At 58.2% G+C, this 25,524-nt stretch carries 25 protein-coding genes; 7 read left to right on the top strand and 18 right to left on the bottom strand.

The genetic code is table 11. The features are described from left to right. Positions 1-204 precede the first annotated feature (204 nt). The 6 genes from ahcY to chvI all read right to left on the bottom strand — a co-directional run bounded on the left by ahcY (position 205) and on the right by chvI (position 5,571). Positions 205-1,605, bottom strand: coding sequence for an adenosylhomocysteinase (gene ahcY / locus ACQZ51_RS15025; RefSeq protein ID WP_448778391.1), 1,401 nt, complete (start codon positions 1,603-1,605; stop codon positions 205-207). 130 nt (positions 1,606-1,735) lie between these two features. Further along, positions 1,736-2,011, bottom strand: a complete 276-nt coding sequence (locus tag ACQZ51_RS15020; RefSeq protein WP_448778389.1) for an HPr family phosphocarrier protein — start codon at positions 2,009-2,011, stop codon at positions 1,736-1,738. Positions 2,012-2,026: 15 nt separating this feature from the next. Further along, the gene (locus ACQZ51_RS15015; RefSeq protein WP_042619214.1) at positions 2,027-2,428 is read right to left on the bottom strand and encodes a PTS sugar transporter subunit IIA; all 402 of its coding nucleotides are present in this window, start codon (positions 2,426-2,428) and stop codon (positions 2,027-2,029) included. 125 nt (positions 2,429-2,553) lie between these two features. Next, on the bottom strand, positions 2,554-3,018 hold the full coding sequence (locus ACQZ51_RS15010) for an HPr kinase/phosphorylase (RefSeq protein ID WP_448778387.1): 465 nt from the start codon (positions 3,016-3,018) through the stop codon (positions 2,554-2,556). Next, positions 3,008-4,783 (bottom strand): stimulus-sensing domain-containing protein, encoded by a 1,776-nt coding sequence (locus ACQZ51_RS15005; protein ID WP_448778762.1) that lies wholly within the window; start codon positions 4,781-4,783, stop codon positions 3,008-3,010. Before ACQZ51_RS15005 ends, ACQZ51_RS15010 begins: the two co-directional genes overlap by 11 nt. Positions 4,784-4,845: 62 nt before the next feature. Further along, positions 4,846-5,571 carry a two-component system response regulator ChvI gene (gene chvI / locus ACQZ51_RS15000; protein ID WP_108722659.1) on the bottom strand — a complete coding sequence of 242 codons (726 nt, stop codon included), beginning with the start codon at positions 5,569-5,571 and terminating at the stop codon, positions 4,846-4,848. A 341-nt stretch (positions 5,572-5,912) separates the two neighbouring features. Here chvI and ACQZ51_RS14995 point away from each other — a divergent pair, with 341 nt between their 5' ends. Both ACQZ51_RS14995 and arfB read left to right on the top strand, forming a co-directional pair. Beyond that, positions 5,913-7,523 carry a phosphoenolpyruvate carboxykinase gene (locus tag ACQZ51_RS14995; protein WP_448778386.1) on the top strand — a complete coding sequence of 537 codons (1,611 nt, stop codon included), beginning with the start codon at positions 5,913-5,915 and terminating at the stop codon, positions 7,521-7,523. A 110-nt stretch (positions 7,524-7,633) separates the two neighbouring features. Beyond that, a complete protein-coding gene (arfB, locus tag ACQZ51_RS14990) occupies positions 7,634-8,068 on the top strand; it encodes an alternative ribosome rescue aminoacyl-tRNA hydrolase ArfB (protein WP_448778384.1) in 435 nt (144 codons plus the stop codon). Between the two features lie 66 nt (positions 8,069-8,134). Here arfB and coaA read toward each other — a convergent pair whose 3' ends face one another. The 7 genes from coaA to hisB form a co-directional block, all read right to left on the bottom strand. Then, complete coding sequence (gene coaA / locus ACQZ51_RS14985) at positions 8,135-9,118, bottom strand: type I pantothenate kinase (RefSeq protein WP_448778759.1); 984 nt, start codon at positions 9,116-9,118, stop codon at positions 8,135-8,137. Positions 9,119-9,132: 14 nt separating this feature from the next. Further along, entirely contained in the window at positions 9,133-9,456 is a 324-nt protein-coding gene (locus tag ACQZ51_RS14980) for a phosphoribosyl-ATP diphosphatase (RefSeq protein WP_448778383.1), read from the bottom strand. 16 nt (positions 9,457-9,472) lie between these two features. Continuing rightward, on the bottom strand, positions 9,473-10,249 hold the full coding sequence (hisF, locus tag ACQZ51_RS14975; RefSeq protein WP_448778381.1) for an imidazole glycerol phosphate synthase subunit HisF: 777 nt from the start codon (positions 10,247-10,249) through the stop codon (positions 9,473-9,475). Next, a complete protein-coding gene (gene hisA, locus ACQZ51_RS14970; protein ID WP_192065065.1) occupies positions 10,246-10,980 on the bottom strand; it encodes a 1-(5-phosphoribosyl)-5-[(5-phosphoribosylamino)methylideneamino]imidazole-4-carboxamide isomerase in 735 nt (244 codons plus the stop codon). The genes hisF and hisA overlap by 4 nt, the downstream gene beginning before the upstream one ends. Position 10,981: 1 nt before the next feature. Further along, positions 10,982-11,632, bottom strand: a complete 651-nt coding sequence (gene hisH / locus ACQZ51_RS14965) for an imidazole glycerol phosphate synthase subunit HisH (RefSeq protein ID WP_448778379.1) — start codon at positions 11,630-11,632, stop codon at positions 10,982-10,984. A 1-nt stretch (position 11,633) separates the two neighbouring features. After that, complete coding sequence (locus tag ACQZ51_RS14960; RefSeq protein WP_448778377.1) at positions 11,634-12,125, bottom strand: DUF2628 domain-containing protein; 492 nt, start codon at positions 12,123-12,125, stop codon at positions 11,634-11,636. Between the two features lie 76 nt (positions 12,126-12,201). After that, complete coding sequence (hisB, locus tag ACQZ51_RS14955; RefSeq protein ID WP_448778375.1) at positions 12,202-12,798, bottom strand: imidazoleglycerol-phosphate dehydratase HisB; 597 nt, start codon at positions 12,796-12,798, stop codon at positions 12,202-12,204. A gap of 199 nt (positions 12,799-12,997) precedes the next feature. Between hisB and hslV the strand changes: the two genes are divergently transcribed. The 4 genes from hslV to ACQZ51_RS14935 all read left to right on the top strand — a co-directional run bounded on the left by hslV (position 12,998) and on the right by ACQZ51_RS14935 (position 18,317). Continuing rightward, positions 12,998-13,525 carry an ATP-dependent protease subunit HslV gene (gene hslV, locus ACQZ51_RS14950; RefSeq protein ID WP_042619225.1) on the top strand — a complete coding sequence of 176 codons (528 nt, stop codon included), beginning with the start codon at positions 12,998-13,000 and terminating at the stop codon, positions 13,523-13,525. A 78-nt stretch (positions 13,526-13,603) separates the two neighbouring features. Then, entirely contained in the window at positions 13,604-14,911 is a 1,308-nt protein-coding gene (gene hslU / locus ACQZ51_RS14945; RefSeq protein WP_192065055.1) for an ATP-dependent protease ATPase subunit HslU, read from the top strand. A gap of 147 nt (positions 14,912-15,058) precedes the next feature. After that, positions 15,059-16,024: a DUF1402 family protein gene (locus tag ACQZ51_RS14940; protein WP_448778372.1), complete on the top strand. Its 966-nt coding sequence runs from the start codon at positions 15,059-15,061 to the stop codon at positions 16,022-16,024. A 124-nt stretch (positions 16,025-16,148) separates the two neighbouring features. Next, complete coding sequence (locus tag ACQZ51_RS14935; RefSeq protein ID WP_448778370.1) at positions 16,149-18,317, top strand: malate synthase G; 2,169 nt, start codon at positions 16,149-16,151, stop codon at positions 18,315-18,317. Positions 18,318-18,390: 73 nt separating this feature from the next. Here the strand turns inward: ACQZ51_RS14935 and ACQZ51_RS14930 are convergent, their stop codons facing one another. Next, positions 18,391-19,080, bottom strand: coding sequence for a L,D-transpeptidase (locus tag ACQZ51_RS14930; RefSeq protein WP_448778369.1), 690 nt, complete (start codon positions 19,078-19,080; stop codon positions 18,391-18,393). A 185-nt stretch (positions 19,081-19,265) separates the two neighbouring features. On the opposite strand from ACQZ51_RS14930, the gene ACQZ51_RS14925 reads away from it, so the two are divergent. Continuing rightward, entirely contained in the window at positions 19,266-19,751 is a 486-nt protein-coding gene (locus ACQZ51_RS14925) for an MmcB family DNA repair protein (RefSeq protein ID WP_448778367.1), read from the top strand. Between the two features lie 3 nt (positions 19,752-19,754). On the opposite strand, the gene ACQZ51_RS14920 is transcribed toward ACQZ51_RS14925, so the two are convergent. From ACQZ51_RS14920 to lhpI, 4 genes are all read right to left on the bottom strand, one after another. Next, positions 19,755-20,345, bottom strand: a complete 591-nt coding sequence (locus ACQZ51_RS14920; RefSeq protein ID WP_448778365.1) for an ActR/PrrA/RegA family redox response regulator transcription factor — start codon at positions 20,343-20,345, stop codon at positions 19,755-19,757. 83 nt (positions 20,346-20,428) lie between these two features. Continuing rightward, positions 20,429-21,736, bottom strand: a complete 1,308-nt coding sequence (locus ACQZ51_RS14915; RefSeq protein ID WP_448778363.1) for an ActS/PrrB/RegB family redox-sensitive histidine kinase — start codon at positions 21,734-21,736, stop codon at positions 20,429-20,431. Positions 21,737-21,810: 74 nt separating this feature from the next. After that, positions 21,811-24,276 carry an ATP-dependent helicase HrpB gene (hrpB, locus tag ACQZ51_RS14910; protein WP_448778757.1) on the bottom strand — a complete coding sequence of 822 codons (2,466 nt, stop codon included), beginning with the start codon at positions 24,274-24,276 and terminating at the stop codon, positions 21,811-21,813. A gap of 22 nt (positions 24,277-24,298) precedes the next feature. Next, complete coding sequence (lhpI, locus tag ACQZ51_RS14905; protein ID WP_448778362.1) at positions 24,299-25,237, bottom strand: bifunctional Delta(1)-pyrroline-2-carboxylate/Delta(1)-piperideine-2-carboxylate reductase; 939 nt, start codon at positions 25,235-25,237, stop codon at positions 24,299-24,301. Positions 25,238-25,524: the final 287 nt, after the last annotated feature.

Genomic DNA, 25,524 nt, shown 5'->3' with positions numbered 1-25,524 from the left:
ATCCCCGGTCTGTCTCCGTCCTATGTGCCGCATTCTCGACAAGACATCCCATTTCCGCGCGCTATGCCCGCGCACGAATCAAGAGATAAGACATTACCGTCTTCGGAAACCTCCGTGAAGGGTGGCGCCAAAAAGATATGGCGGGCTTTGTCAAGCCCGCCATATCCATATCTAGTGCGTTAATTGTGGATATTAACTATAAAATCAATATCTGTAGTGTTCAGCCTTGAATGGGCCGGTCTTGGACACGCCGATATAATCTGCCTGAACGTCAGAAAGTTCTGTCAGCTTTACGCCCAGCTTGGCGAGATGCAGCCGCGCAACCTTCTCGTCGAGGTGCTTTGGCAGCACGTAGACGTCGTTCTTGTACTCGCCCTGCTTGGTGAAGAGCTCGATCTGGCCAAGAACCTGGTTGGTGAACGAGGCGGACATGACGAAGGATGGGTGACCCGTGGCATTGCCGAGGTTAAGCAAGCGACCTTCCGAAAGGAGGATCATGCGGTTGCCCTTGGCGAACTCGATCATGTCGACCTGTGGCTTGATGTTGGTCCACTTGAGGTTCTTGAGCGCAACAACCTGAATTTCGTTGTCGAAGTGGCCGATATTGCCGACGATGGCCATATCCTTCATCTCGCGCATATGCTCGATGCGGATAACGTCCTTGTTGCCGGTTGTGGTGATGAAGATGTCAGCCGAGGCAACAACGTCTTCGAGCAGAACAACTTCAAAACCGTCCATGGCAGCCTGCAGCGCGCAGATCGGGTCAACTTCGGTGACCTTGACGCGTGCGCCAGCGCCCTGAAGCGAAGCAGCAGAACCCTTGCCCACATCGCCGTAACCGCAGACGACGGCAACCTTGCCGGCCATCATCACGTCCGTTGCACGGCGAATACCGTCAACGAGCGATTCCTTGCAGCCGTACTTGTTGTCGAACTTCGACTTGGTCACGCTGTCATTGACGTTGATGGCAGGGAAGGGAAGAAGGCCCTTCTTGGCCAGATCGTAAAGGCGGTGAACGCCTGTCGTGGTTTCTTCAGTGACGCCCTTGATGGCATCGCGCTGCTTGGTGAACCAGCCCGGAGAAGCAGCAAGACGCTTCTTGATCTGGGCGATGAGGATTTCTTCTTCCTCGGACTCTGGCTTCGAGAGCACGTCTTCGCCAGCTTCTGCGCGTGCGCCGAGCAGGATGTACATGGTGGCATCGCCGCCATCATCCAGGATCATGTTGGAAACGCCGCCATCGGCCCACTGGAAGATCTTGTCTGTGTATTCCCAGTACTGCGTCAGGCTTTCACCCTTGACGGCGAAAACCGGAATACCGCTGGCTGCGATGGCTGCTGCAGCGTGGTCCTGGGTGGAGAAAATGTTGCAGGATGCCCAGCGAATGTCTGCGCCCAGTTCCTTCAGTGTCTCAATGAGAACAGCTGTCTGAATGGTCATGTGCAGCGAGCCGGAAATCCGCGCGCCCTTCAGCGGCTTGGATGTACCAAACTCTTCGCGGCAGGACATCAGGCCCGGCATTTCGGTTTCGGCAATATCCAGTTCCTTGCGACCGTAATCGGCAAGGGTAATGTCGGCGACGATATAATCTTGGTCGGCACTCATATGTGTCTCCTGCTCCAAAGATGGCAGGGGCCAGCCGCTGCCTGAAAATTCAGATTGCGGTTTAACAGGCTGAGGCGTTTCTGGCAATAACGATATAAAGAAGTCTTTATGTCTTTATATGACGTGGTTATCAAACTTCTTCGCCGAAGCGATCCGCGACCAGATTTTCAAGTGCGGTAAGCGCTTCCTGCGCCTGGTTGCCGCTGGCTTCCACCAGCACGGTGCAGCCGGGGCTTGCAGCCAGCATCATCAAACCCATGATGGATGTGCCGCCCACGGTCATGCCGTCCTTGGATACCTTGATATCAGCATCGAAGCCGTCGACCATCTGCACGAACTTGGCGGAGGCGCGGGCGTGAAGGCCACGTTTGTTGACGATCAGCAATTCCCGCGAGAGAGACGACATCCGGTAATCTTCTTCTTATTTGCCGCTGAGGACGCGGCTGGCAACGTTGATGTATTTTCTGCCAGCATCGGAGGCCTCCTGCAAGGCCTTCTCCATGTTATCTTCGACGCGAATACTCGCCAGTTTGATGAGCATGGGAAGATTGACGCCGGCGATAACCTCGACATTGCCGCTGTTCATCACGGAGATCGCAAGATTGGATGGCGTTCCGCCAAACATATCGGTGAGGATAATGACGCCATTGCCATCATTGGCACGCGTTACGGCGTCGATAATATCCTGACGGCGCTGGTCCATGTCATCTTCGGGACCGATACACACTGTCTCGATCAATTTCTGAGGGCCGACCACATGCTCTACAGCGTGGCGAAACTCCTCAGCCAGCTTGCCATGAGTGACAAGCACCAGTCCGATCATGAAACGCTCCCTTGCACACGTATTCTGATTGCCGACTATCGCAATGCCGCAATCATGTCTATCGGTGGGGCCACATCTTGATGAGGAAAAGACGAAGCGCAAGCCCCAAACTGCTGGTTTTGTGTTCACATTCCCTTGGTTACGAAAAGATTCTGAGCAAGTGCAGCAAATTTTCCATAGGGCATGATGCTGTCGCGCGGGATCCGCAGAAGCGGCAGAGACAGTCTGGCCCCGAGATCAAGGCGCTCATCCTCAGGCGGAAGCCGGGGGCTAACCGGCGAAGGAACCGAGGTGATCGCGTAGTGCATGGGGGCTGATGCCACGCTTTTGAGCGATATGATGCCGCTGCCGCGCAGCTCCAGAAGCCCGGCGATGGCGTCCGGCCGCTCGGCCATAACCACCCCGTCACGGCCTGAGATGAAGACCTGATCATCCGCCACGAGACACGCGTCGCGGCCGCACCGCTCGCCTTCGGTCATGAAGCTGAAAGCCATTTCGCTTTTTCCGCTGCCGGATGGTCCGACAAACAGCAGGCCGGTCTGGCCGATGACGATGGCCGTTGCGTGGAGATTGAAACGCTCAGCGCTCATTATGGGCGGCGGGAAGCGACAGGCTGAAACGCGCGCCTGATATGACGCCGTATTTGTCGAGAATATTGTCCGCTTTCAGCGTGCCGCCATGGGCCTCGGCAATCTGGCGGCTGATGGAAAGCCCAAGACCGGAATTCTGGCCAAAGCCTTCGCTGGCCGGGCGGTCGGTGTAGAAACGCTCGAAAATACGGTCGATATCTTCCGCCTGAATGCCGGGACCATTGTCCTCGACGCGCACGATGCAGCGGTCTTTCTGACGCACAAGGTGCACAACAATCCGTCCGCCATCCTGCGACACAAAGGAGCGTGCGTTCTCAATGAGGTTCGTAATGATCTGACCGATGCGCAGATCATGGCCGTTGACGATATAGCTGACCTTGGCACCCGGCTTGCGATCCACCACGAAATCAATGGTGACGCTTTTCTTCTTCGCGCTGATCTGGCGCGAAATCTCGACCAGATTGCCCAGCACCACTTCCAGATCGACAGGGGAGGCATCAACGCGGGCAAGCTCCGCATCCAGCCGCGAGGCATCGGAAATATCGCTGATCAGCCGGTCCAGACGGCGCACATCATGGAAGATGATTTCGGTCAGACGCTGCTTGGATTCTTCCGTCTTGGCGCGGGGCAGGGTTTCCACCGCGCTGCGTAGCGATGTCAGCGGGTTTTTCAGCTCATGGCTCACATCGGCTGCGAAACTTTCGATCGCGTCGATGCGGTCATAAAGCGCATTGGTCATTTCACGCAGCGCTATGGAAAGATTGCCGATTTCGTCCTGACGCGCCGAGAAATCAGGGATTTCCTCACGCGCCTTGGCGCCGCGCCGCACGCGAATGGCGGCAGCCGAGAGGCGGCGCAGCGGCGTGGCGATGGTGGAGGACAAGAGCAGCGACAGGACGATGTTGACCAGCGTCGCAATGCCGAAGACGCGCATGATGGCAAGCCGTTCGGCATGCACGATCTTGTCGATATCACCCGCCTGCGTAGAGAGCAGCAGAACACCCAGCACCGCGCGGAAACGCTGTACCGGCACCGCGACAGAAACGATCAGCTCACCCTTTTCCGTTACGCGCACGACGGCACCGCGAACGCCGGTCAGCGCGTTCATCACTTCCGGGTAGATGGAGCCGTCACCACCCGGCGTCTCCTTGTAAAGCGGCAGGCTGCTGGGTTGCAGCATGCGGTTGAAGACGCTGGCCACCCAATCGCCCCAGGTCTGCGTTTCAGGCGTGATCTGCGGCAGATCATAGCGCAGCACCTGACCACGCGAATAAAGGTGGCGCGAATCCAGCAAAATATTCGCATCCGCATCGAACAGGCGCGCACGCGTTCTGGTGGGGGAGATCAGGCGGCGCAACACCGGCGCAACGCGCTCGGGATTGATCGGAAAGGAAAGGTCTTCATCGTTGGGCACCGGCGTAATGCTCTGGCCCGCCTGCAATTCCAGAAGCTTTTCCGGATTGATGGTGATGGAATTGGTATCGACCGAGGCGGATGCCGAAATCGCGCCCGCGATGATTTCACCCTGTGTCAGCAGGCTTTCCACGCGCGCATCGATCAGCCCCTCGCGGAACTGGTTGAGGTAGAGAATACCCCCCACAAGCACTACGGTGGCGGCCACGTTGAAAAACAAGATGCGCCGCGTGAGGCTGGAAAAGACCGCATTGCCGAAAATGCGCCGGACAATCGTCAGCGGATGAATACGATGCCGCCGACCGCTTTCACGGTCTTCGGCATCGGCTTGATCCGATACGTTGTCCTGCATCTTGTTCAGCAACGTCGTCCCTCAGCGCCGGATGTTTCGGCGTCATATCGTCTTTGCCTGTCTCAGGCTGCTTCGCGGAAGCGATATCCTACGCCGTAGAGCGTTTCAATCATATCGAAGTCGTTATCGACGAGTTTGAACTTCTTGCGCAGGCGCTTGATGTGGCTGTCGATGGTGCGGTCATCCACATAGACCTGCTCGTCATAGGCCGCATCCATCAGCGCATCGCGGCTTTTGACGACGCCGGGGCGCTGGGCCAGCGAATGCAGAATGAGAAACTCGGTGACGGTCAGCGTTACAGGCTCGCCCTTCCATGTGCAGGTGTGGCGCTCCTGGTCCATGGCAAGCTGGCCGCGCTCCAATGTACGGGCCTGCTGGTCCGCTGTCGGCTTCAGCGGGCTTGCACCGGGAACGGCTGCATCGCGGCTGCTGGCACGGCGAAGGATCGCCTTGACGCGCTCGACCAGAAGACGCTGGGAGAAGGGCTTTGTGATGAAATCGTCCGCACCCATTTTCAGGCCGAACAACTCATCGATTTCCTCATCCTTGGAGGTAAGGAAGATCACCGGAAGATCCGATTTCTGACGCAGGCGTCGAAGAAGCTCCATGCCATCCATGCGCGGCATCTTGATGTCGAAGATCGCGAGCTGCGGTGGGCGAGCAATCAATCCATCCAGAGCGGACGCGCCATCGGTGTAGGTTTCGACCTTGTACCCTTCTGCTTCGAGTGCAATCGAAACGGATGTCAGAATATTCCGGTCATCGTCCACAAGCGCAATTGTCTGCATAAAATTGGTCTCCATCGTCATAATATCTTTACTCCCGACATCCCATCCCAGCCAAGGTTGTGCGCCGTGAGCATTTCTCATGAGTATAAAGGTGGAACAAATTGTGGCAAAGAAAATCGGCCATGATGTTACAGTTTTATGAGTAGTAATTTTCGTGGATCGGAAATCTGCGGGTTTGGGCCACGAACTAAACCGATTTAAAAAGAAATAAAATCTTTTAAATCGATTAATATATTGAATTTATTCAATTATTTAAATTGACGCCTTGTTTTTTTGAATTGACCAGATTAATTTCCAGACACATTTTAAACGCTCTCGTCTTTTGAAGAAGGAATGCGCCCGTGAAGGAACTTGGAGTATATAATCCTGAGAATGGCGTGTCGGCCCTTGGCCTGTCAGCTGCTGAAGCCGTGCATTACAACCTCATCGAGAGCGAATTGTACGAGCATGCCATCCGCAACGGTGAAGCAGATGTCACCGCCGACGGCGCACTTCGCGCGGTCACGGGCCAGCATACTGGCCGCTCCCCCAAGGACAAATTCGTCGTCCGCGATGCCTCCACGGAAGACTCGATCTGGTGGGATAACAACAAGCCCCTTTCGCCTGAGCATTTCGAAATCCTCCACAAGGACATGCTGGCCCATGCCGCTGGCAAGACGCTTTATGTCCAGGACCTGATCGGTGGCGCAGACGAAGACAACGCGCTTGCGACCCGCGTCGTGACCGAGCTTGCATGGCACGGCCTGTTCATTCGCAACCTGTTGATCCGCCCGGCGCGTGAGACGCTGTCGTCTTTCAAGCAGAAGCTGACGATCATCAACTTGCCAAGCTTCAAGGCTGATCCTGAGCGCCACGGCGTGCGCACCGAAACCGTTATCGCCTGCGACCTGACGAAGGGCATCGTTCTGATCGGCGGCACCTCTTACGCCGGTGAAAACAAGAAGTCCGTTTTCACGGTTCTCAACTACCTTCTGCCTGCCAAGGGCGTCATGCCCATGCACTGCTCGGCCAATGTTGGTCCAGATGGCGATGCGGCTGTGTTCTTCGGTCTGTCCGGCACCGGCAAGACAACGCTTTCTGCCGACCCATCGCGCACACTCATCGGCGATGACGAGCATGGCTGGGGCGAGGACGGCATCTTCAACTTCGAAGGTGGTTGCTATGCCAAGGCCATCAAGCTTTCGGCGGAAGCCGAGCCTGAAATCTATGCCGCGACCCGCCGTTTCGGCACCGTGCTGGAAAACGTCGTTCTCGATGAGAACCGCGTTCCGGATTTCAACGATACGTCGCTGACGGAAAACACCCGCAGTGCCTATCCGCTGCATTTCATTCCGAACGCATCGGAGACGGGCCTTGCCGGTCACCCCAAGACCATCATCATGCTGACGGCAGATGCCTTCGGCGTCCTGCCGCCTATTGCCCGGTTGACGCCGGAACAGGCCATGTACCACTTCCTCTCTGGCTACACCGCAAAGGTTGCCGGCACGGAAAAGGGCGTGACGGAGCCGGAAGCCACCTTCTCCACCTGCTTTGGCGCACCCTTCATGCCGCGCCACCCGGCAGAATACGGCAACCTGCTGCGCGATCTGATCGGCAAGCACGGGGTTGATTGCTGGCTGGTCAACACCGGCTGGACTGGCGGTGCCTACGGCATCGGCAAGCGTATGCCCATCAAGGCAACCCGCGCACTTCTCAGCGCAGCCCTGACCGGCGAGCTGAAAAACGCCCAGTTCCGCACCGATGCGAACTTCGGCTTTGCAGTACCGACGGCGCTCGAAGGCATCGATAGCGGCATTCTCGACCCGCGCTCCACATGGGCAGACGGTGCTGCTTACGATGCGCAGGCCAAGAAGCTGGTATCCATGTTCGTCACGAATTTCACCAAGTTCGAAGACCATGTCGACGGCAAGGTTCGTGATGCAGCCCCAGGCCTTCGCGCCGCTGCCGAGTAAATATCCGCAAAGGATTCACGTGAAACCCGGCCTCGCGCCGGGTTTTTTCGTTTATGTTCGTGGTTTTCATTCGCGTCGATCTGTGGCATCACCGCCGCCGGAGAACGAATATGGCCAGCGCCGCATTATTTATCAGCAACAGAATAACGATTGCCGGATGGGAACTGACGGAGCAATTCGTGCTGGCTGGTGGGCCGGGCGGGCAGAACGTCAACAAGGTCTCGACCGCCGTTCAACTCTTCTTCGATGTTGCTGGCTCACCCTCGCTTTCCGACCGAGTAAAGACCAATCTTCTTCACCTTGGCGGAAGGCGTGTCTCAAAGGATGGCGTTCTGATGATCGAGGCCAACCGGTTTCGCACGCAGGAGCGCAACCGCGAAGATGCACGCGAGCGGTTGAAGGAACTGGTTCTGAAAGCCGCAGAGCCACCACCACCCGTGCGCCGGGCCACCAAGCCCACCAAAGGTTCTGTCGAACGACGCCTGAAGGCCAAATCCGGGCGTTCCGATGTCAAGAAGATGCGCAGCAGACCCGATAAGGAATAGCCGTTAGAGCAATTCCAGCAAACGTGGGAACCGGTTTTGCGTCCGGAATTGCGGTAAACAAATGCTCTAGATTTTGCGCAGCGCCACCGTGTCGATCAGGTGGTTCTGGCCCTTGCGCAGAATAAGATCAGCGCGCGGGCGCGTCGGCACGATGTTGCGGCGCAGGTTTTTCAGGTTGATGTTTTCCCAAAGACCTTCGGCAATCGCCAGCGCAGCTTCCTCTGAAATGGAGGCGTAGCGGTTGAAATAGGATGATGGATCACGAAACGCCGTCTGGCGCAGGTTCATGAAGCGGTTCACATACCACTGGTGGATCAGCGCCTCGTCAGCATCGATATAGATCGAGAAGTCGAAGAAATCCGAAACGATCGGCACGATGCGCCCGCCTTCCGGCAGATCCCGCGATTGCAGGACGTTGATTCCCTCGAAAATGAGAATATCGGGCCGGTCGATGGTGGTGAACTCGTTGGGCAAGACATCGTAGATCAGGTGAGAATAGCTCGGTGCCTGCACATCAGGCTGCCCGGCCTTGATGGCAGAGAGGAACCGCAGGAGAGAGCCGATATCATAGCTTTCGGGGAAACCCTTGCGCTCCATCAGATTTTCCCGACGCAACACCTCGTTGGGGTAGAGAAAACCGTCCGTGGTGATCAGATCGACCTTGGGGCTAGAAGGCCAACGCGCCAGAAGCTCTTTCAGAATACGTGCCGTCGTCGATTTGCCGACTGCGACCGATCCGGCAATGCCGATGACGAAAGGCGTCTTGTTGACACCTTCCATATTGAGAAACCGGTTGCGCTGGTCAAACAGCACCTGCGATGCCTCGACATGGGTGGAGAGAAGGCGCGACAGCGACAGATAGATGCGCTTGACCTCATCCATATCGATAGGGTCGTTCAGCGAGCGCAACCGCTTCAGCTCGTCGGCTGAAAGCGTCATCGGCGTGTCGGCGCGAAATTTCGACCACTCTTCCGAGCTGAAGAAATTATAGGGTGAATATTCGTCGGGGCGGAAATGATCGAGCGTGTTTGGCATGCCTTGTCCTCCCATGCGTGCCACGGTCGTCATGGATTGGGTCTCGATTCCTTTTCCTGAATCCCGGATTGGCCGGTGCGGCGCTCCAGCTCAGCCAGCACATCGGCAAGCGGAATATCCGCAATCTTCAGCACCACCAGCAGATGGTAGAGCAGATCGGCGGCCTCATCTGTCAGGTTCTTGCGATCATTGGATATGGCGGCGATGACGGCTTCCACCGCCTCTTCGCCAAGCTTCTTGGCGGCGCGGGGCTGGCCCGCCGCCACAAGCTTGGCCGTCCAGGATTGCTCGGGCGAGGCGCTGGCGCGTTCAGCGACGATGCGCTCCAGATCGGAAAGGGAAAAGCTGGTCATCTCTCGCTACCTTGGCTTAATCGAGGCGCATGGCGATGCCGTGCTCGGCCATATAGGCCTTGGCTTCACCGATGGAATAGGTGCCGAAATGGAAGATGGATGCGGCAAGAACCGCCGTCGCATGGCCATCTCTCACGCCCGCAACGAGATCGTCCAGAGTGCCGACGCCGCCGGATGCCACGACAGGCACACGGACCTGATCGGCAATGGTGCGGGTCAGCGCAATGTCGTAACCGCTTTTGGTGCCATCACGGTCCATGGAGGTGATGAGCAATTCGCCAGCACCGCGCTCCACCATCTTGATGGCAAATTCCACGGCGTCGATACCGGTTGGCTGACGACCGCCATGGGTAAAGATTTCCCAGCGGTCTGTTTCGCCGAGACCTGAAACCTTCTTGGCATCGATGGAAACGACAATGCACTGATTGCCGAATTTATCGGCCGCTTGCGCCACGAAATCAGGGTCTTTCACGGCAGCGGAATTGATCGAGACCTTGTCGGCACCGCATAGCAAAAGCTTGCGAATATCTGAAACGGCACGAACGCCACCGCCGACCGTGACCGGCATGAAGCAATGGTCCGCCGTGCGCGACACGACGTCGAAAATCGTGTCGCGATTGTCGGATGAGGCAGTGATATCGAGAAAGCAAAGCTCGTCGGCACCGGCAGCATCATAGGCTTTCGCCGCTTCCACCGGATCACCGGCATCGATGAGGTCAACGAAGTTGACGCCCTTGACGACGCGACCGTCTTTGACGTCGAGGCAGGGAATAATGCGGGCTTTCAGCGTCATGCGCGTGCCTCCTTGATCAACGCCAGAGCGTTTGCCGGGTCGATGCGGCCATCATAGAGAGCGCGACCGGAGATAGCACCTTCCAGCTTGGCGGCGTCAGGCTCCAGCATGCGCTTGATGTCTTCAATGGAGGCAAGGCCACCAGACGCGATCACGGGAATGGAAACGGCATTGGCCAGTTCCAGCGTGGATGCCCAGTTGATACCGGCCAGAATGCCATCGCGGTCAATATCGGTGTAGATGATGGCGGCAACGCCCGCACCCTCGAAACGCTGGGCAAGTTCGATCACGCCCAGCTCAGACGCTTCCGCCCAGCCTTCCACGGCCACCTTGCCGCCCTTGGCATCGATGCCAACGGCAATCTGGCCGGGAAAACGCTTGCAGGCCTCAATCACCAGAACCGGATCACGCACGGCAACCGTGCCGAGAATGACGCGGGCAAGACCGCGGGAAAGCCATGCCTCGATATGGTCAAGCGTTCTGATGCCGCCACCCAGTTGCACCGGGTTCTTGGTGGCTTTCAGAATGGCGTCAACGGCATCGCCATTGACGCTCTGCCCAGCAAATGCGCCGTTCAGATCCACCACATGCAGCCACTCGAAACCCTGATCTTCAAAGGCCTTGGCCTGTGCGCCGGGGTCTTCGTTGTAAACGGTTGCCTGGTCCATGTCGCCAAGCTTGAGGCGAACGCACTGGCCGTCTTTAAGGTCGATTGCAGGAAATAGGATCATGTCAGGGCTTCCAGCGCAGGAAATTCGAAATGAGGGAGAGGCCGAGCGTCTGGCTTTTTTCCGGGTGGAATTGCGCCCCGACCTTGTTGTCACGACCGACGAAGGCCGTCATCGCGCCACCGTAATTGGTGGTGGCAATGACGTCGTCTGCGTGCTTGGCGGCAAGGTGGTAGGAATGCACGAAGTAGGCGTGCAACCCGTCCGGGCCGGTCTTGATGCCGTCAAACAGCGGGTGAGGGCGGTGCAGGTCCAGCGTGTTCCAGCCGATCTGCGGAATCTTGAGGGCAGGGTCGGAGGGCGTCATCTCCACCACATCGCCGTCGATCCAGCTCAATCCGTGGCTCGTCGTCTTTTCAAGACCGCGAGAGGACATGAGCTGCATGCCAACGCAAATGCCGATAAAGGGGCGACCTTTCGTCTCGACAGCCTCAACCAAGGCCTCGTGCATGCCGGTTACGGCATCCAGACCGGCGCGGCAATCGGCATAGGCACCTACGCCGGGCAGCACGATGCGGTCTGCGGATGCGACGGCTTCCGGCCTGTCGGTGAGGTCGATGGTTGCATCGATACCGGCTTCACGGGCGGCACGCTCGAAGGCTTTCGTTGCCGAGCGCAGATTGCCGGAGCCATAATCAATAATTGCCACACGCATGTCAGCGCCTTCCATTCAAATCGAACTGAAACGAGCCTGCCGGATCGTTCATGAATCCATTGCCGTTGGTGCGGTCCCGTTTCCACTCCGGCTGCGGAATGGCAGAGACCTGCGCTATGTCATCTTCCGGCAGGTTGGAAAAATAGGTCTCTTCGGCGGTCGAGAGATCGTGAGCGGGAATGACCGCCTTCAGCGTCCAGCCGTTCAGGAGCAGATGTCGCGCCACGATATTGCGGCCTTCCAAGCCGGCTATCAAACCCACCGTCAGGGCAAACAGCGCGCCGATGACGCCAAAGCCTTCAAGGCCTGACATCTGGCTGGCCGCCACCTGAAGCACGATGATGGCGATGGACAGCCACCAGAGGCGGTGGATGGCAAACCATGCCCAGGGAAACAGCAGTGCCAGCCATGAAAAGCGGTCGGCTATGAACCGCGTGGAACGGTGATCGCGGTCGGGACCAACAGGTGCTTCCAGAACGAAATAAGATGTCATCGGCTTTCCTGACAACGTTCACAGCACCGGCTAAAAGCATCCATGCCCTTGAGCCGCACTGGCTGTTTCATCCGGTTCAGGCCAGCATGCCCTTTGTCGAGGGAACGCGGTCTGCCTGGCGTGGGTCGATCTCGGTTGCCACACGCAGCACACGGGCAACCGCCTTGAAGCATGTCTCGGCAATATGGTGGTTGTTGGCACCGTAATGGTTGAGAATATGCAGGGTGATGCCTGCATTCTGGGCCAGTGCCTGGAAGAATTCGCGCACCAGTTCCGTATCGAACGTGCCGATTTTCGGCGCAGAAAACGCAACATTCCAGACCAGAAACGGACGACCCGAGATATCGACGGCGGCCTTGGTCATGGTTTCGTCCATGGCCAGATCAAGCGATGCATAGCGGGCAATGCCGCGACGGTCGCCGAGTGCCTTGGAAATGGCCTGACCGATGGCGATGCCGGTGTCTTCCACGGTATGGTGGTCATCGATGTGCAGATCGCCTGTCACGTCGATCTCCATGTCGATCAGGGAATGGCGACTGAGCTGGTCGAGCATATGATCGAAAAAGCCCACGCCGGTGGAAATTTTCGATGTGCCTGTCCCGTCAATATTCACGCGCACGGAAACGTTCGTTTCGTTCGTCTTGCGGGAAATCTCGGCTCTACGCTCTGCCATTGGGCTTCTCCGTATCAATATCGGCGTTCCTTATCAGCACAGGCAGTAAATATCCAGCCATTACATTGTCTTGCCGCATCGCAAACGGGTCAGCTGCGGTCGCGTCATTTGCAATCGTAAAAACCGGACTTACATAGGTTTTGAAACGGATCGACGACGGATCCCGTGTAACGCCCTTGCAAGGGCAAACAGGTGTTTGATGACAACAATTATTACGGTGAGAAAAGCCGGCAAGGTTGTGATGGCCGGTGACGGTCAGGTCAGCCTCGGCCAGACGGTGATGAAGGGCAATGCCCGCAAGGTGCGCCGCATCGGTAAGGACGGTGATGTGATTGCAGGTTTCGCAGGTGCAACGGCAGATGCGTTCACGCTGCTCGACCGTCTCGAAAAGAAGCTGGAGCAATATCAGGGGCAGTTGATGCGGGCAGCCGTGGAGCTTGCCAAGGACTGGCGCACGGACAAATATCTGCGCAATCTCGAAGCTATGATGCTGGTGGCCGATAAGTCGATCACGCTGGCCATTACCGGCAATGGCGATGTGCTGGAGCCGGAGCATGGCACAATCGCCATCGGGTCCGGCGGAAATTACGCCTATGCCGCTGCCCGCGCCTTGATGGATTCGGACAAGTCGGCGGAAGAGGTTGCGCGTCAGTCGCTCGATATTGCCGCCGATATCTGCGTCTACACCAACCATAATCTCGTGATTGAAACGCTCGACGCAGAGTAGACTGCGCCTTCCAGAACTCATGGGTCTCACGGGCCGGGCCGAAATGGCTGGCCGCAATGGGACGCCGAAAGGAACAAGATGACGACTTTTTCTCCCCGCGAGATTGTCTCTGAACTCGACCGCCACATTATCGGCCAGAACGATGCCAAGCGCGCGGTCGCCATTGCGCTGCGCAACCGCTGGCGCCGCCAGCAGCTGGCTGACGATCTGCGCGATGAGGTGATGCCGAAGAACATTCTGATGATCGGGCCGACCGGTGTCGGCAAGACCGAGATTTCCCGCCGTTTGGCAAAGCTCGCCGGTGCGCCCTTCATCAAGGTCGAAGCCACCAAATTCACCGAGGTCGGCTATGTCGGTCGCGACGTCGAACAGATTATCCGTGACCTCGTGGAAATCGGCATCGGCCTGATCCGCGAAAAGAAGCGCGTGGAAGTGCAGGCAAAGGCCCATGCGAGTGCTGAAGAGCGCGTGCTGGATGCGCTTGTCGGCTCAACCGCATCACCAGCCACCCGCGACAGCTTCCGCAAGAAGCTGCGTGATGGCGAGCTGGACAAGAAGGAAATCGATATCGAGATTGCCGATACCAGCTCCGGCATGCCCGGCTTTGATATTCCCGGCATGCCGGGCGCGAATATCGGCGTGCTCAATCTTTCTGATATGTTCGGCAAAGCCATGGGTGGCCGCACCAAGAAGGTACGTACATCGGTAGAAAAATCCTACGCCGATCTCATTCAGGACGAATCCGACAAATTGCTGGATAATGACCTCATCCAGCGCGAAGCGGTGAAGTCGGTGGAAAATGACGGCATCGTCTTCCTCGATGAAATCGACAAGATCGCTGCGCGCGATGGGGGCATGGGTGCCGGTGTGTCACGCGAAGGCGTGCAGCGCGATCTGCTGCCGCTGGTGGAGGGCACGACGGTGTCCACGAAATATGGACCTGTGAAGACAGACCATATTCTCTTCATCGCATCCGGCGCATTCCATGTGTCGAAACCATCGGACCTTCTGCCGGAACTTCAGGGCCGCCTGCCCATTCGCGTGGAACTGAAGCCTCTGACCAAGGAAGATTTCCGCCGCATCCTGACGGAAACGGAAGCGAGCCTCATCCGCCAATATATCGCGCTGATGGCGACGGAAGAGCTGAGCCTCGAATTCACCGATGACGCTATCGACGCTCTGGCAGACGTTGCGGTTCACCTCAATGCCTCGGTCGAAAATATCGGTGCGCGGCGTTTGCAGACGGTAATGGAGCGGGTGCTGGATGAAATTTCCTTCAACGCACCTGACAGAGGCGGCTCTGCCGTGAAAATCGATCAGGCCTATGTGAAGGAACATGTCGGCGATATCGCTGCGGATACCGACCTTTCGCGCTATATCCTTTAAACCATAAGAGTGCGGCAGGCCCTGCCGCACTCTTATTTTACTGGACTTCTCTCGACATCAGGCCACGGATTTCGCTAATGAAAGCGTTAACGGCTCTGGAATGAAATGGTCCGGTCATCGCACCGGTCGAGAAAAAGGCGTCTGCTCGTGCGTAAAACTCTTCTGGCATTGGCTGCTGTCGTGGCTTTCGGTTCGCTCTCGCAGTCCTATGCGCAGGCGGCAACAACGGTCCCGCCCGGCAACCGCAATGCTGAACAACCCGGCGTTCCCGGCGCCTCGGCGCGGCGCACCAAGGGCTCCAACTCGACCTTTGATCGCAAGTACCAGAAGGTGGTCGAGCTTTTGTCCACCGACAAGCAGCTCATATCCAAGATCAAATCCACAGCCAGCCGTTATGGCATCGACCCCATCCACATGGTCGGCGCCATCGTTGGCGAGCATACCTATAATGTCGATGCCTATGACCGGCTGCAATCCTATTACGTCAAGGCTGCGGCCTATGCGGGCAACAGCTTCCGCTTCGGTTACAAGGATGAGAGCATCGCGCAGTTTCTGGCGCATTCGCAATTTTCCAAATGCGGCGCCAAGCGTGATTCCGTCAGCCTGTGGACCTGCCGGGAAGATGTGTGGGATGACAGTTTTCGCGGCAAGACGGTAGATGGCGTGAGCTACCCTGACAATCGCTTCAGCGCGGTTTTCTTCCAGCCATTCTATGCGGGCCAGACATTCGGCCTTGGCCAGATCAACCCGCTGACGGCGCTGATGCTGTCGGACATGGTCGCACGCATATCAGGCTATGAAAAACTGGATGAGAACGACGCGGCAGCGGTCTACACCGCCATCATGGACCCGGATCGCTCACTGGCCTATATGGCCGCCGCCATCCGCAAATCCATCGATGACTATAAATCGATTGCCGATCTGGATATTTCAAAGAACCCCGGCGTCACGTCCACCCTCTATAATCTGGGCGGCAGTCAGCAGCGTGCAGCGTCATTGGCTCGAAAGAACCGCGAGCGCGCTGGCAGCGGACAGGGACCCTTGATGCCCGAGGAAAATTACTACGGCTGGCTGGTGAACGACAAACTGCCGGAGCTGCAAGGACTTCTCTAGTCCTTAAGACAGATCGGAAGCGGTTGCCGAAAGAAAAAATCATTCGGCACGCGGCTGCGATTGACGAGACGGGCGTTCAGCGTCCACTCTCAGGCTAAAGATAACTGACATGGGAGATATACCGGTGAGCCGCATTGAACAGCATGGTCTTTCGTTTGACGAAACACTCTATCGTTTCCTGACAGACGAGGTGCTTCCGGAAACCGGTCTGGATGCGCAGAAATTCTTTGCGGGCTTTGCGCAGATCGTTGATGATCTCTCACCGAAAAACCGTGAGCTGCTGCAAAAGCGCGATGGTTTTCAGGAAAAGCTGGATGCGTGGTACCGCGAAAATGGCGCGCCGGTTGATCTTGCCGCCTACGAGACCTTCCTGCGCGATATCGGCTATCTGCTGCCGGAAGGCAGCGCCTTCAACGTCAATACGCGAAATGTCGATCCCGAGATCGCAGGTCTCGCCGGTCCGCAGCTCGTCGTGCCGGTTATGAATGCACGCTATGCACTGAATGCTGCCAACGCCCGTTGGGGTTCGCTTTATGATGCGCTCTACGGCACGGATGCGATTTCCGATGAAGACGGTGCCGAGAAGGGCAGGGGATACAACCCCAAGCGTGGCGCAAAGGTCATCGCCTGGGCGAGAGAGTTTCTGGATCGCTCCGCTCCGCTGGCAAGTGGCAGCTGGTCCGAGATTTCCGGCTTCAGGATTGCTGATGGCGTTCTGGAAATCGGCCTTGGCGCGGAATGGGTCGGTCTCGGCGATCCAGCGCAATTTGCGGGCTACAATGGCGAAGCATCCGCGCTGTCATCCATCCTTCTGACGAAGAACGGTCTCCACGTCGAAATCGTCATCGACCCCTCGACGGATATCGGCAAAAGCGATGCCGCAGGCATTTCCGATGTCATCCTCGAATCGGCGCTTACGACGATCATGGATTGCGAGGACTCGGTTGCCGCTGTGGATGCGGAAGACAAGGTTGTGGCCTATCGCAACTGGCTTGGCCTGATGCGCGGCGATCTGACCGAGGAAGTCGCCAAGGGCGACAAGACATTCACCCGCCGCCTCAACCCGGACCGCCACTATACCGCAGCAAACGGTTCGGCGCTGACGGTGCCGGGGCGCTCGCTGATGCTGGTGCGCAATGTCGGCCACCTCATGACCAACCCCGCCGTGCTGGATCGGGATAACAGGGAAATCCCCGAAGGCATTATGGATGCCATCGTCACCGGCCTCATCGCGCTATACGATGTCGGCCCCGGTGGTCGCCACCAGAATTCACGTGCAGGCTCCATGTATGTGGTGAAGCCAAAGATGCACGGCCCGGAAGAGGTGGCCTTTGCCTCTGAGATTTTCGCTCGCGTTGAGGCGCTGATCGGCATGACACCCAATACCATCAAGATGGGCATCATGGATGAGGAGCGCCGCACCACCGTCAACCTCAAGGAGTGCATTCGCGCCGCCAAGGATCGCGTCGTCTTCATCAATACCGGCTTCCTGGATCGCACCGGCGATGAAATCCACACCTCGATGGAAGCGGGTCCGATGATTCGCAAGGGCGACATGAAGCAGGCGGCATGGATTGCGGCTTATGAAAACTGGAATGTCGATATCGGTCTTGCCTGCGGTCTTTCCGGCCACGCCCAGATCGGCAAGGGCATGTGGGCCATGCCTGATCTGATGGCCGCCATGCTGGAGCAGAAGATCGCCCATCCCAAAGCCGGTGCCAACACCGCCTGGGTTCCGTCGCCAACAGCCGCCACGCTTCACGCCACCCATTACCACAGTGTGGATGTGGCTGAAGTTCAGGAAACCTTGAAGGATCGCGACCGCGCCAAGCTTGCCGATATCCTCTCCGTTCCGGTTGCGGTTCGTCCGAACTGGAGTGCGCAGGAAATCCAGCTCGAACTGGACAACAATGCGCAAGGCATTCTGGGATATGTCGTGCGCTGGGTCGATCAGGGCGTCGGCTGCTCGAAGGTGCCTGACATCAACAATATCGGCCTGATGGAAGACCGCGCCACCTTGCGCATTTCCGCCCAGCACATGGCCAACTGGCTGCGCCACGGCGTGGTCTCGCAAGAGCAGATTGTCGAGACCATGAAGCGCATGGCCAAGGTGGTCGATGGACAGAATGCCGGTGATACCGCCTATCGTCCGATGGCCGAGAATTACGAAGGCTCGATTGCCTTTCAGGCGGCTCTGGAACTGGTCCTCAAGGGTAGGGAACAGCCCAACGGTTACACCGAACCGGTCCTCCACCGCCGCCGTCTGGAGCTGAAGGCCAACCAACCCGCATAATGACTGAAGCAACAAAAAAAGCCGCCGGAAATGATGTTTCCGGCGGCTTTTTCGTGTTCGATTGCGGGTGATCTTACTGGATCACGATAACCTTGGAGCTGCGGCCCGGACGGACGCGGCTATAGAGGTCGATCACGTCTTGGTTGATCATGCGGATGCAGCCAGAGGAAGCCGCGGTGCCGATGGATGCCCATTCCGGCGAACCGTGGATACGGAACAGCGTATCCTGGCCCTTCTCGTTGAAGAGATACATGGCGCGTGCACCCAGTGGGTTGGTCAGGCCTGGGCCCATGCCACCTTCGACATAGCGGGCAACTTCAGGCTTGCGCTCTGCCATTTCCTTTGGCGGGTGCCACATTGGCCATTCCTGCTTCCACGCAACATAGGCTTCGCCAGCCCATGCAAAGCCCTGCTTGCCAACGCCGATACCGTAGCGCACAGCCTTGCCGCCTGGCAGGATGTAATAGAGGAAGCGCTCGCGGGTGTTGACGATCACGGTGCCCGCTTTTTCCTGCGTCGCATATTCTACGATCTGGCGGTGGAAACGCTGGTTCACGCGGTTGATCGGAATGGCTGGCAGGGCATAGCCGGCATCGGTCGTCGCGCCATAGACTTCGTCGCCGAAAATCTGTGTCGTTTCAACATAGGCCGGTGCCGGGGCGCTTGCAGTTGCGGTCTGCGTCGACGTCGATGTCGAGGCGCAACCGCCCAGAGCAAAGGCCGACGACAGGCCGAGGGCAGTCAAAAAATTGCGGAGGCGCATAGTGTTCTCGCGGGAAAATATCGCCATCATCAGGCGATGGAGGAAGCTCTATTGAATAAAGGGGTTATTTTCGATTAATCTTGTGTTGGCAAGCCGTGGCCTCGCAGCAGAAGAATATGACGCTCGAAATTCTGGCCGGATGGCCTTTTTGCAACATCAGAGGGGCTTCTGGCCCGGAATAATCCATGACTATTCTTTCCATCATCAATACCAACCCGTTAATCGACGGACGGCAATCGCCCAATGCGATGCTGGTTCGGCGCGGCGTTCAGGTGTTGCTGAACGAGATGCGGCACTCGGTGCTGCCGGAATTGTCGCTTTCCAGCGGGCGTCGGGCAGATCTGATCAGCCTGTCGGTGAAGGGCGAGATATGGATCATCGAGATCAAATCCTCCATCGAGGATTTCAAGGTGGATCGCAAATGGCCTGATTATCGCCAGCATTGCGACCGGCTGTTCTTCGCCACCCATAGCGGCGTGCCGTTGGATATCTTTCCGGAAGACTGCGGTCTGTTCGTGTCCGATGGCTATGGCGCGCATATGGTTCGTGAAGCGCCGGAACACAAGATGTCGCCCGCCGCCCGCAAGTCGCTGATGCTGGACTTTGCCCGCACTGCAGCCCGCCGCCTGATGATGGCTGAGTGGTCAACCGGGAAAGATTACGCCGACTAAACCTTACTTCGGCGCACGCTTGGCCAGAATGCGCTGCAGGGTGCGCCGGTGCATGTTGAGCCGCCGCGCCGTTTCCGAAACATTGCGTTCGCACATCTCATAGACGCGCTGAATATGCTCCCAACGCACCCGGTCGGCGGACATCGGGTTTTCCGGCAGGTCCACCTTGTCGCCTTCCCGCTGGGTCAGCGCGTTGAACACATCGTCTGCGTCGGCAGGTTTGGCAAGATAATCCAGCGCGCCGAGCTTTACAGCGGTCACGGCGGTCGCAATGTTGCCATAGCCGGTCAGCACCACGATCTGCGTGTCGTCCCGGTGCTGGCGAATGGCCTCGATAACCTCAAGACCATTGCCATCGCCCAGCCGCAAATCCACAACGGCATATTTCGGTGGCGCAAGCCTTGATTTGGCGATGCCTTCGCTGACTGATTCGGCTGTCTCGACGGTAAAGCCCCGTGTTTCCATGGCGCGTGCCAGGCGGCGCAGGAACGGACCGTCGTCATCCACGATCAGAAGGGAGGCGTCCGGGCCTATCGGGTTTGCCGTGTCCACGGTTGTTTCAGCTGCCTGATTGTTCTGCTGCTCGTCACTCATGCCTGATCTCCTGGCCTGATCTCGCGGCCATTTCGTCTTATATAGGGCTGTGGCCGTCTTGCCGCCAGCCACGCCTCACAAAGTTACTTAGCCCTGGTATCGTCCATAATGTCGCGGGGCCAGAGAACGGTCACCCGCGCGCCGGCCGCTTCCGGGCCACGGTTTGCAAAGGTCAGTGTGGCGCCTGAACGTTCCAGAAGCGTCTTGGCGATGAAGAGGCCGAGGCCCAAGCCGCCCGCCCGCGTCACATCCTGCCGCCTCGTCACATAGGGCTCGCCGATCCGCGCCAGAATGTCAGGCGCATAGCCCTGTCCGTCATCCTCGACCGTCACCTTGACCTGCTGTGCATCGTACTCGACGGTTACAGTCACCGCCTCCTTTGCGTAATCGACCGCATTTTCCAGCAGATTGCCAAGGCCATAGATGATCCCGGCATTGCGTGCACCCACAGGCTCGCCGCTTCTCCCGCTTTTTTCGACCAGCCGAAGCTTGATGCCAAATTCTCTGTGCGGTGCCATCACCTCCTCAATCAGCGAGGATAGCGGAAGCTTGCGCAGATGCTCCTCGCCTTCAGCTGATAGTGAAGTCAACCGCCGAAGAATGTCGCGGCATCGCTGGCTCTGGCTGCGCAGCAAGGCCACATCTTCGCGAAAACGGTCATCGTCGCCGAGTTCCCGCTCCATCTCCTTGGCCACGACGCTGATGGTGGCAAGCGGCGTGCCCAGCTCATGGGCCGCCGCTGCGGCAAGGCCATCGAGCTGCGAAAGATGCTTTTCCCGTTCCAGCACCAGTTCCGTTGCCGCCAGCGCATCCGCCAGCTGGTTTGCCTCATGCGACACGCGATAGGCGTAGAAAGCGGCAAACAGCATCATTGCAACAATGGAGCACCAGATGCCGATATGGATGATGATCTGGATAGGCAATGTTTCATCCGGGTACCAGGGAACCGGAAAGGGCGAGAAAGCGATGGTCGTAACGCAGACAATCGCGAACGCCAGCAGCATCAGCGAATGTTTCAGGGGCTGCGAGGCAAACGCTATGATGACCTGCACGCAGATCAGCGGCGCAAACGGGTTGGAAAGCCCGCCGGTAATATAGATCAGCGCCGTCAGTTGCAGCAGGTCGAACGCCAGAAGCATCGTCGCTTCCCAGGGCTCAAGCCGGTAGGTCGAGGGAAAGCGTGCGGACAGGAAAAGATTGGCCACCGCAAGCGCGCCGATCAGCACGGCACAGGTCAGCAGAGGTAGCGGAAAATTCAACCCGAATGCCACGATCAGGATCGTCGCACTTTGTCCCACCACGGCCAGCCAGCGCAGCCAGACAATCGTCTGCAGGCGAATGTGACGGCTGGCCCGGCCAAGCCGCGTGTTTTCTTCTGCCTGGGCTGCCATCAACCCGTCTCCTTCAAGGCATGTCTCACAAAGCGTTCAGCACGTTTGCGAGTGGGACATGCGAAATGATATTACTATGTGCCGCGCGGCTTCACGCGATTGGTCGGTTGTGCCGAAGCGGGGTCTTCCGGCCACGGGTGGCGCGGGTAACGTCCCCGCATGTCCGCGCGCACATCCTTCCACGAGCCCGCCCAGAAACCGGGCAAATCCCGTGTGGTCTGTATCGGCCTGTGCGCGGGTGACGTCAATTCCAGAAGCAGTGGCAATTTGCCGCCCGCGACCGCCGGGTGCTGCTTCAGGCCGAAAAGCTCCTGCACGCGAATGGTCAGCGTCGGTTCTTCGCCATCATAGCTGATGGGGTGCTTCTGCCCGGTGGGTGCCTCGAAATGCGTCGGCAGCAATTTGCCCATTTCGCGCTGCGCCGCATGGGGCACCAGCGACAGAAGACCATCCATGATGCCGCCGGACTTTACGTCCTGAATGCTCTTTGCATCATGCTGAAAAGGCACGAACCATTCGTCCAGACGCGCAACAAGCGCCTCTGCGGATGTATCCGGCCACGGGTCGCCAATCGTGCGGTGCAGAAACCCTAAGCGCTGGCGCAATTGTTGCGCCTCTTTGGAAAAGGCGAGAATTCCCAGCCCATGCTCACGAATACCGTTTGCCAAAGCAGAGGCGGCTTTTTCACCCGTTGGTTTTCCAAGCGGTGTTTCTTCCAGAATGATGGCACCGATGCGGGTCACGCGGCGGGCGCGAACCTGGCCGCTGGCCTTGTCGAAAAACAGCTGGTCCTCTCGGGTGATCGCGTCAGGAACACGCTCTTCCACATCCACGCGGCGGATCGAGGCTGCGGCTAGAATGCGCGGCTGCGCGGCCCGTCCGGTCACATCAGCCACCACAAGCATCTTCTCGGTCGCCAGCCGTTCCGTCTCGGCAAGCTCTGCGCCCCGGCCATTGGCCATGACATAACGCCCCCGCCCACCGCGCTGGAAGGCGATGCGATCGGGATAAGCATGCAGTAGCAGTTCCCCAGATGTGATAGGCTCGTCGGATCGGGCAGCATTGCCAAGAGATGTCGCTACGCGTTTGGCCAGACCCTTCGCAGCCACGGCGCGTTCGCCTTTCTCATGTTTGAAACGCCGCAGTCTTTCCTCAAGATCGATATCGCTTCCGCCAAGTCCCTGTTCGGTCAACAGCACGGCGAGCATGGCCGCCTCGATGCCATGTCCAATATCTCCGGCGGCAATAACCATGGCTGACAGGCGAGGGGGCATCGCCAGCTCACGCATCTTCCGGCCACGCGGCGTGATGGCACCCACGGCATCCAGCGCGCCAAGGCTGGTCAGAAGGGCGCGGGCTTCGCCAAGCGCCGTCTGCGGCGGCTGATCCAGAAAGGCGAGGGATGTGGGGTCGCTGACGCCCCAATGGGCCAGATCCAGCGCAAGGCCGGAAAGATCGCTCGCCAATATCTGTGGCGGGGTAAAGGCCGGCAAGGCCGCCGTCTGTCCCTGATGCCACAGCCGGATGGCAATGCCCGGTTCTGTTCGCCCGGCGCGCCCCGCCCGCTGATCGGCAGAGGCGCGGGACACCTTGACGGTTTCCAGCCTTGTCATGCCGGTGGAGGGTTCAAACACCGGCAAACGCTGCAAACCGCTATCGATCACAACCCGCACGCCATCAATGGTAATAGACGTCTCGGCAATCGATGTTGCCAGCACGATCTTGCGCTTGCCGGGCTCTGTCGGCTTGATCGCTGCATCCTGTTCTTTCTGGGAGAGATTGCCAAAAAGCGGCGTGATACTCGTTTCCGGCCCGAATCGACCGGTGAGCCGCTCGACAGTGCGCAGGATTTCGCCCTGTCCCGGCAGAAAGGCGAGAATCGACCCTGTCTCGCTGCCATGCGCGTCGATGATGGCCCGCGCCACCTTGTCTTCAATCCGCTCCTGTCCCGGCCTGTCATCATAACGGATGTCGATGGGAAAGCTGCGCCCAAGGCTCTTGATCACAGGCGCATCTTTCAGCATGGCGCTGATCCTGTCGACATCCAGCGTCGCAGACATGACGAGGATGCGAAGATCGCCGCGAAGCCCGGCCTGCACATCGAGCGCCAGCGCAAGGCCAAAATCACCATCGAGGGAGCGTTCGTGGAACTCATCGAAAATGACAGCAGAAACGCCTGAAAGCTCGGGGTCATCAAGAACCATCCGGGCAAACACACCCTCGGTCACCACCTCGATCCGGGTCTTGCCGGAAATGCGGTTGTCCAGCCGCATGCGGTAGCCCACGGTTTCCCCCACGCTTTCGCCAAGCAAGGATGCCATGCGGCTGGCGGCTGCCCGTGCTGCCAGCCTGCGCGGCTCCAGCAGAATGATCTTGCCATCGCCACGCCACGGCTGATCCAGCAGGTAAAGCGGCACAAGCGTCGTCTTGCCAGCGCCCGGTGGCGCGCAAAGCACCGCCTGTGCGCGGGCTTCCAGCGCCGCGCCAATCTCGCCCAGCACTTCTGTCACCGGCAGGGTTGGCAGCCCTTGTTCTGTCATCTGTGTCATGCCACTCACAAACTTACTTCACGCTTTCATAGGCAAGGATTGCGCCTGCAAGGTCCTCCAGCGCGGCACCCACCGATTTGAACAGCGTGATCTCGTCCTTGCTGCTGCGTCCCGCATGGCGACCGGAAACCAGATCCGCCAACTCGGCGTGAATGTCGCTGCGCTGGATGATGCCTGCCTCCAACGGCTGAACGATATCGCCACCTTCCTTCAACGCACCCGCAAATGTATCGACAAACACGGAGGCCCGCTGCACCGCCGCGTCATCGCTCTCGCGCATGGTGGGCTTGAACGCGCCGACCAGATCCAGATGCGCGCCGGGTTTCAGCCATTCACCCTTGATAAGCGGTTCATTCGATAATGTGGCGCAGGAGATAATATCGGCCGAGCGCGCCGCTTCTTCCAGATTGCTGCAGGCCTTGGCATTGAAGCCAAGCTGGCGCGCTTCTTCTGCGGCCTTCTCAGCAGACGCGATATTGCGTCCCCATATATGGATGGTATCGAGCGGGCGGATGGTTGCATGCGCCTCTATAAGATTAAGGGACAATCGACCAGTGCCCATCATCAGCATGGACGTCGCATCTTCGCGTGCCAGATATTTCGCTGCCAGTGCAGAGCTCGCAGCCGTTCGCCGTGCCGTAAGCTCTCCGCCTTCTATCGCCGCCAGCATCTCCCCAGTCTTGCCGGAGGAGAGGAGATAGGTGCCGAATATGGCGGGCAGGGAACGCTGGCTGTTGTCTGGAAAGACGGAGAGGATCTTCACACCCATATAAGAGCCCGGCACCCAGGCCGGCATCATCAACAGTGTGGCATTGCTCTCACCGGGAACCTCGACCTCGTGATGGTGCCGCACCGGCATAACACAGCCGCCGCGAAACATCGTTTCGATGGCATCTATAAGAGCTGGCCATTGCAGGGCGTTGCGGGTTTCTTCGGTGTTGAGAACAAGCATGGGGCGGCTCCGGTCTGATGAACAGAGCAGACCTTAGCAATCTCACGAGACCGGGTGAAGCGAAGGAGGCGCAATGGCCTGCAAATCGGAGGGAATTGTGGGGCCGAAACTATCCACACCGCAGAAAAACGAAAATACCGCTTTATAACCAATCGCTTAGTGTTTTTTTGTATTTTCTGTCTATGCCCCTGTTGACTATATCAGGGGTGTAGTTCTATAAGTCCGCTCACTGACGAGGGCGGCGGCGCTGCTAGCGACGATGTCCTTCGTTCTAGAGAAAACCTGGA

The sequence above is a fragment of the Agrobacterium sp. CG674 genome (assembly GCF_053521645.1).
Note: the sequence above shows the minus strand (reverse complement) of the source record. Positions and strands in the feature narration are given on the sequence as shown.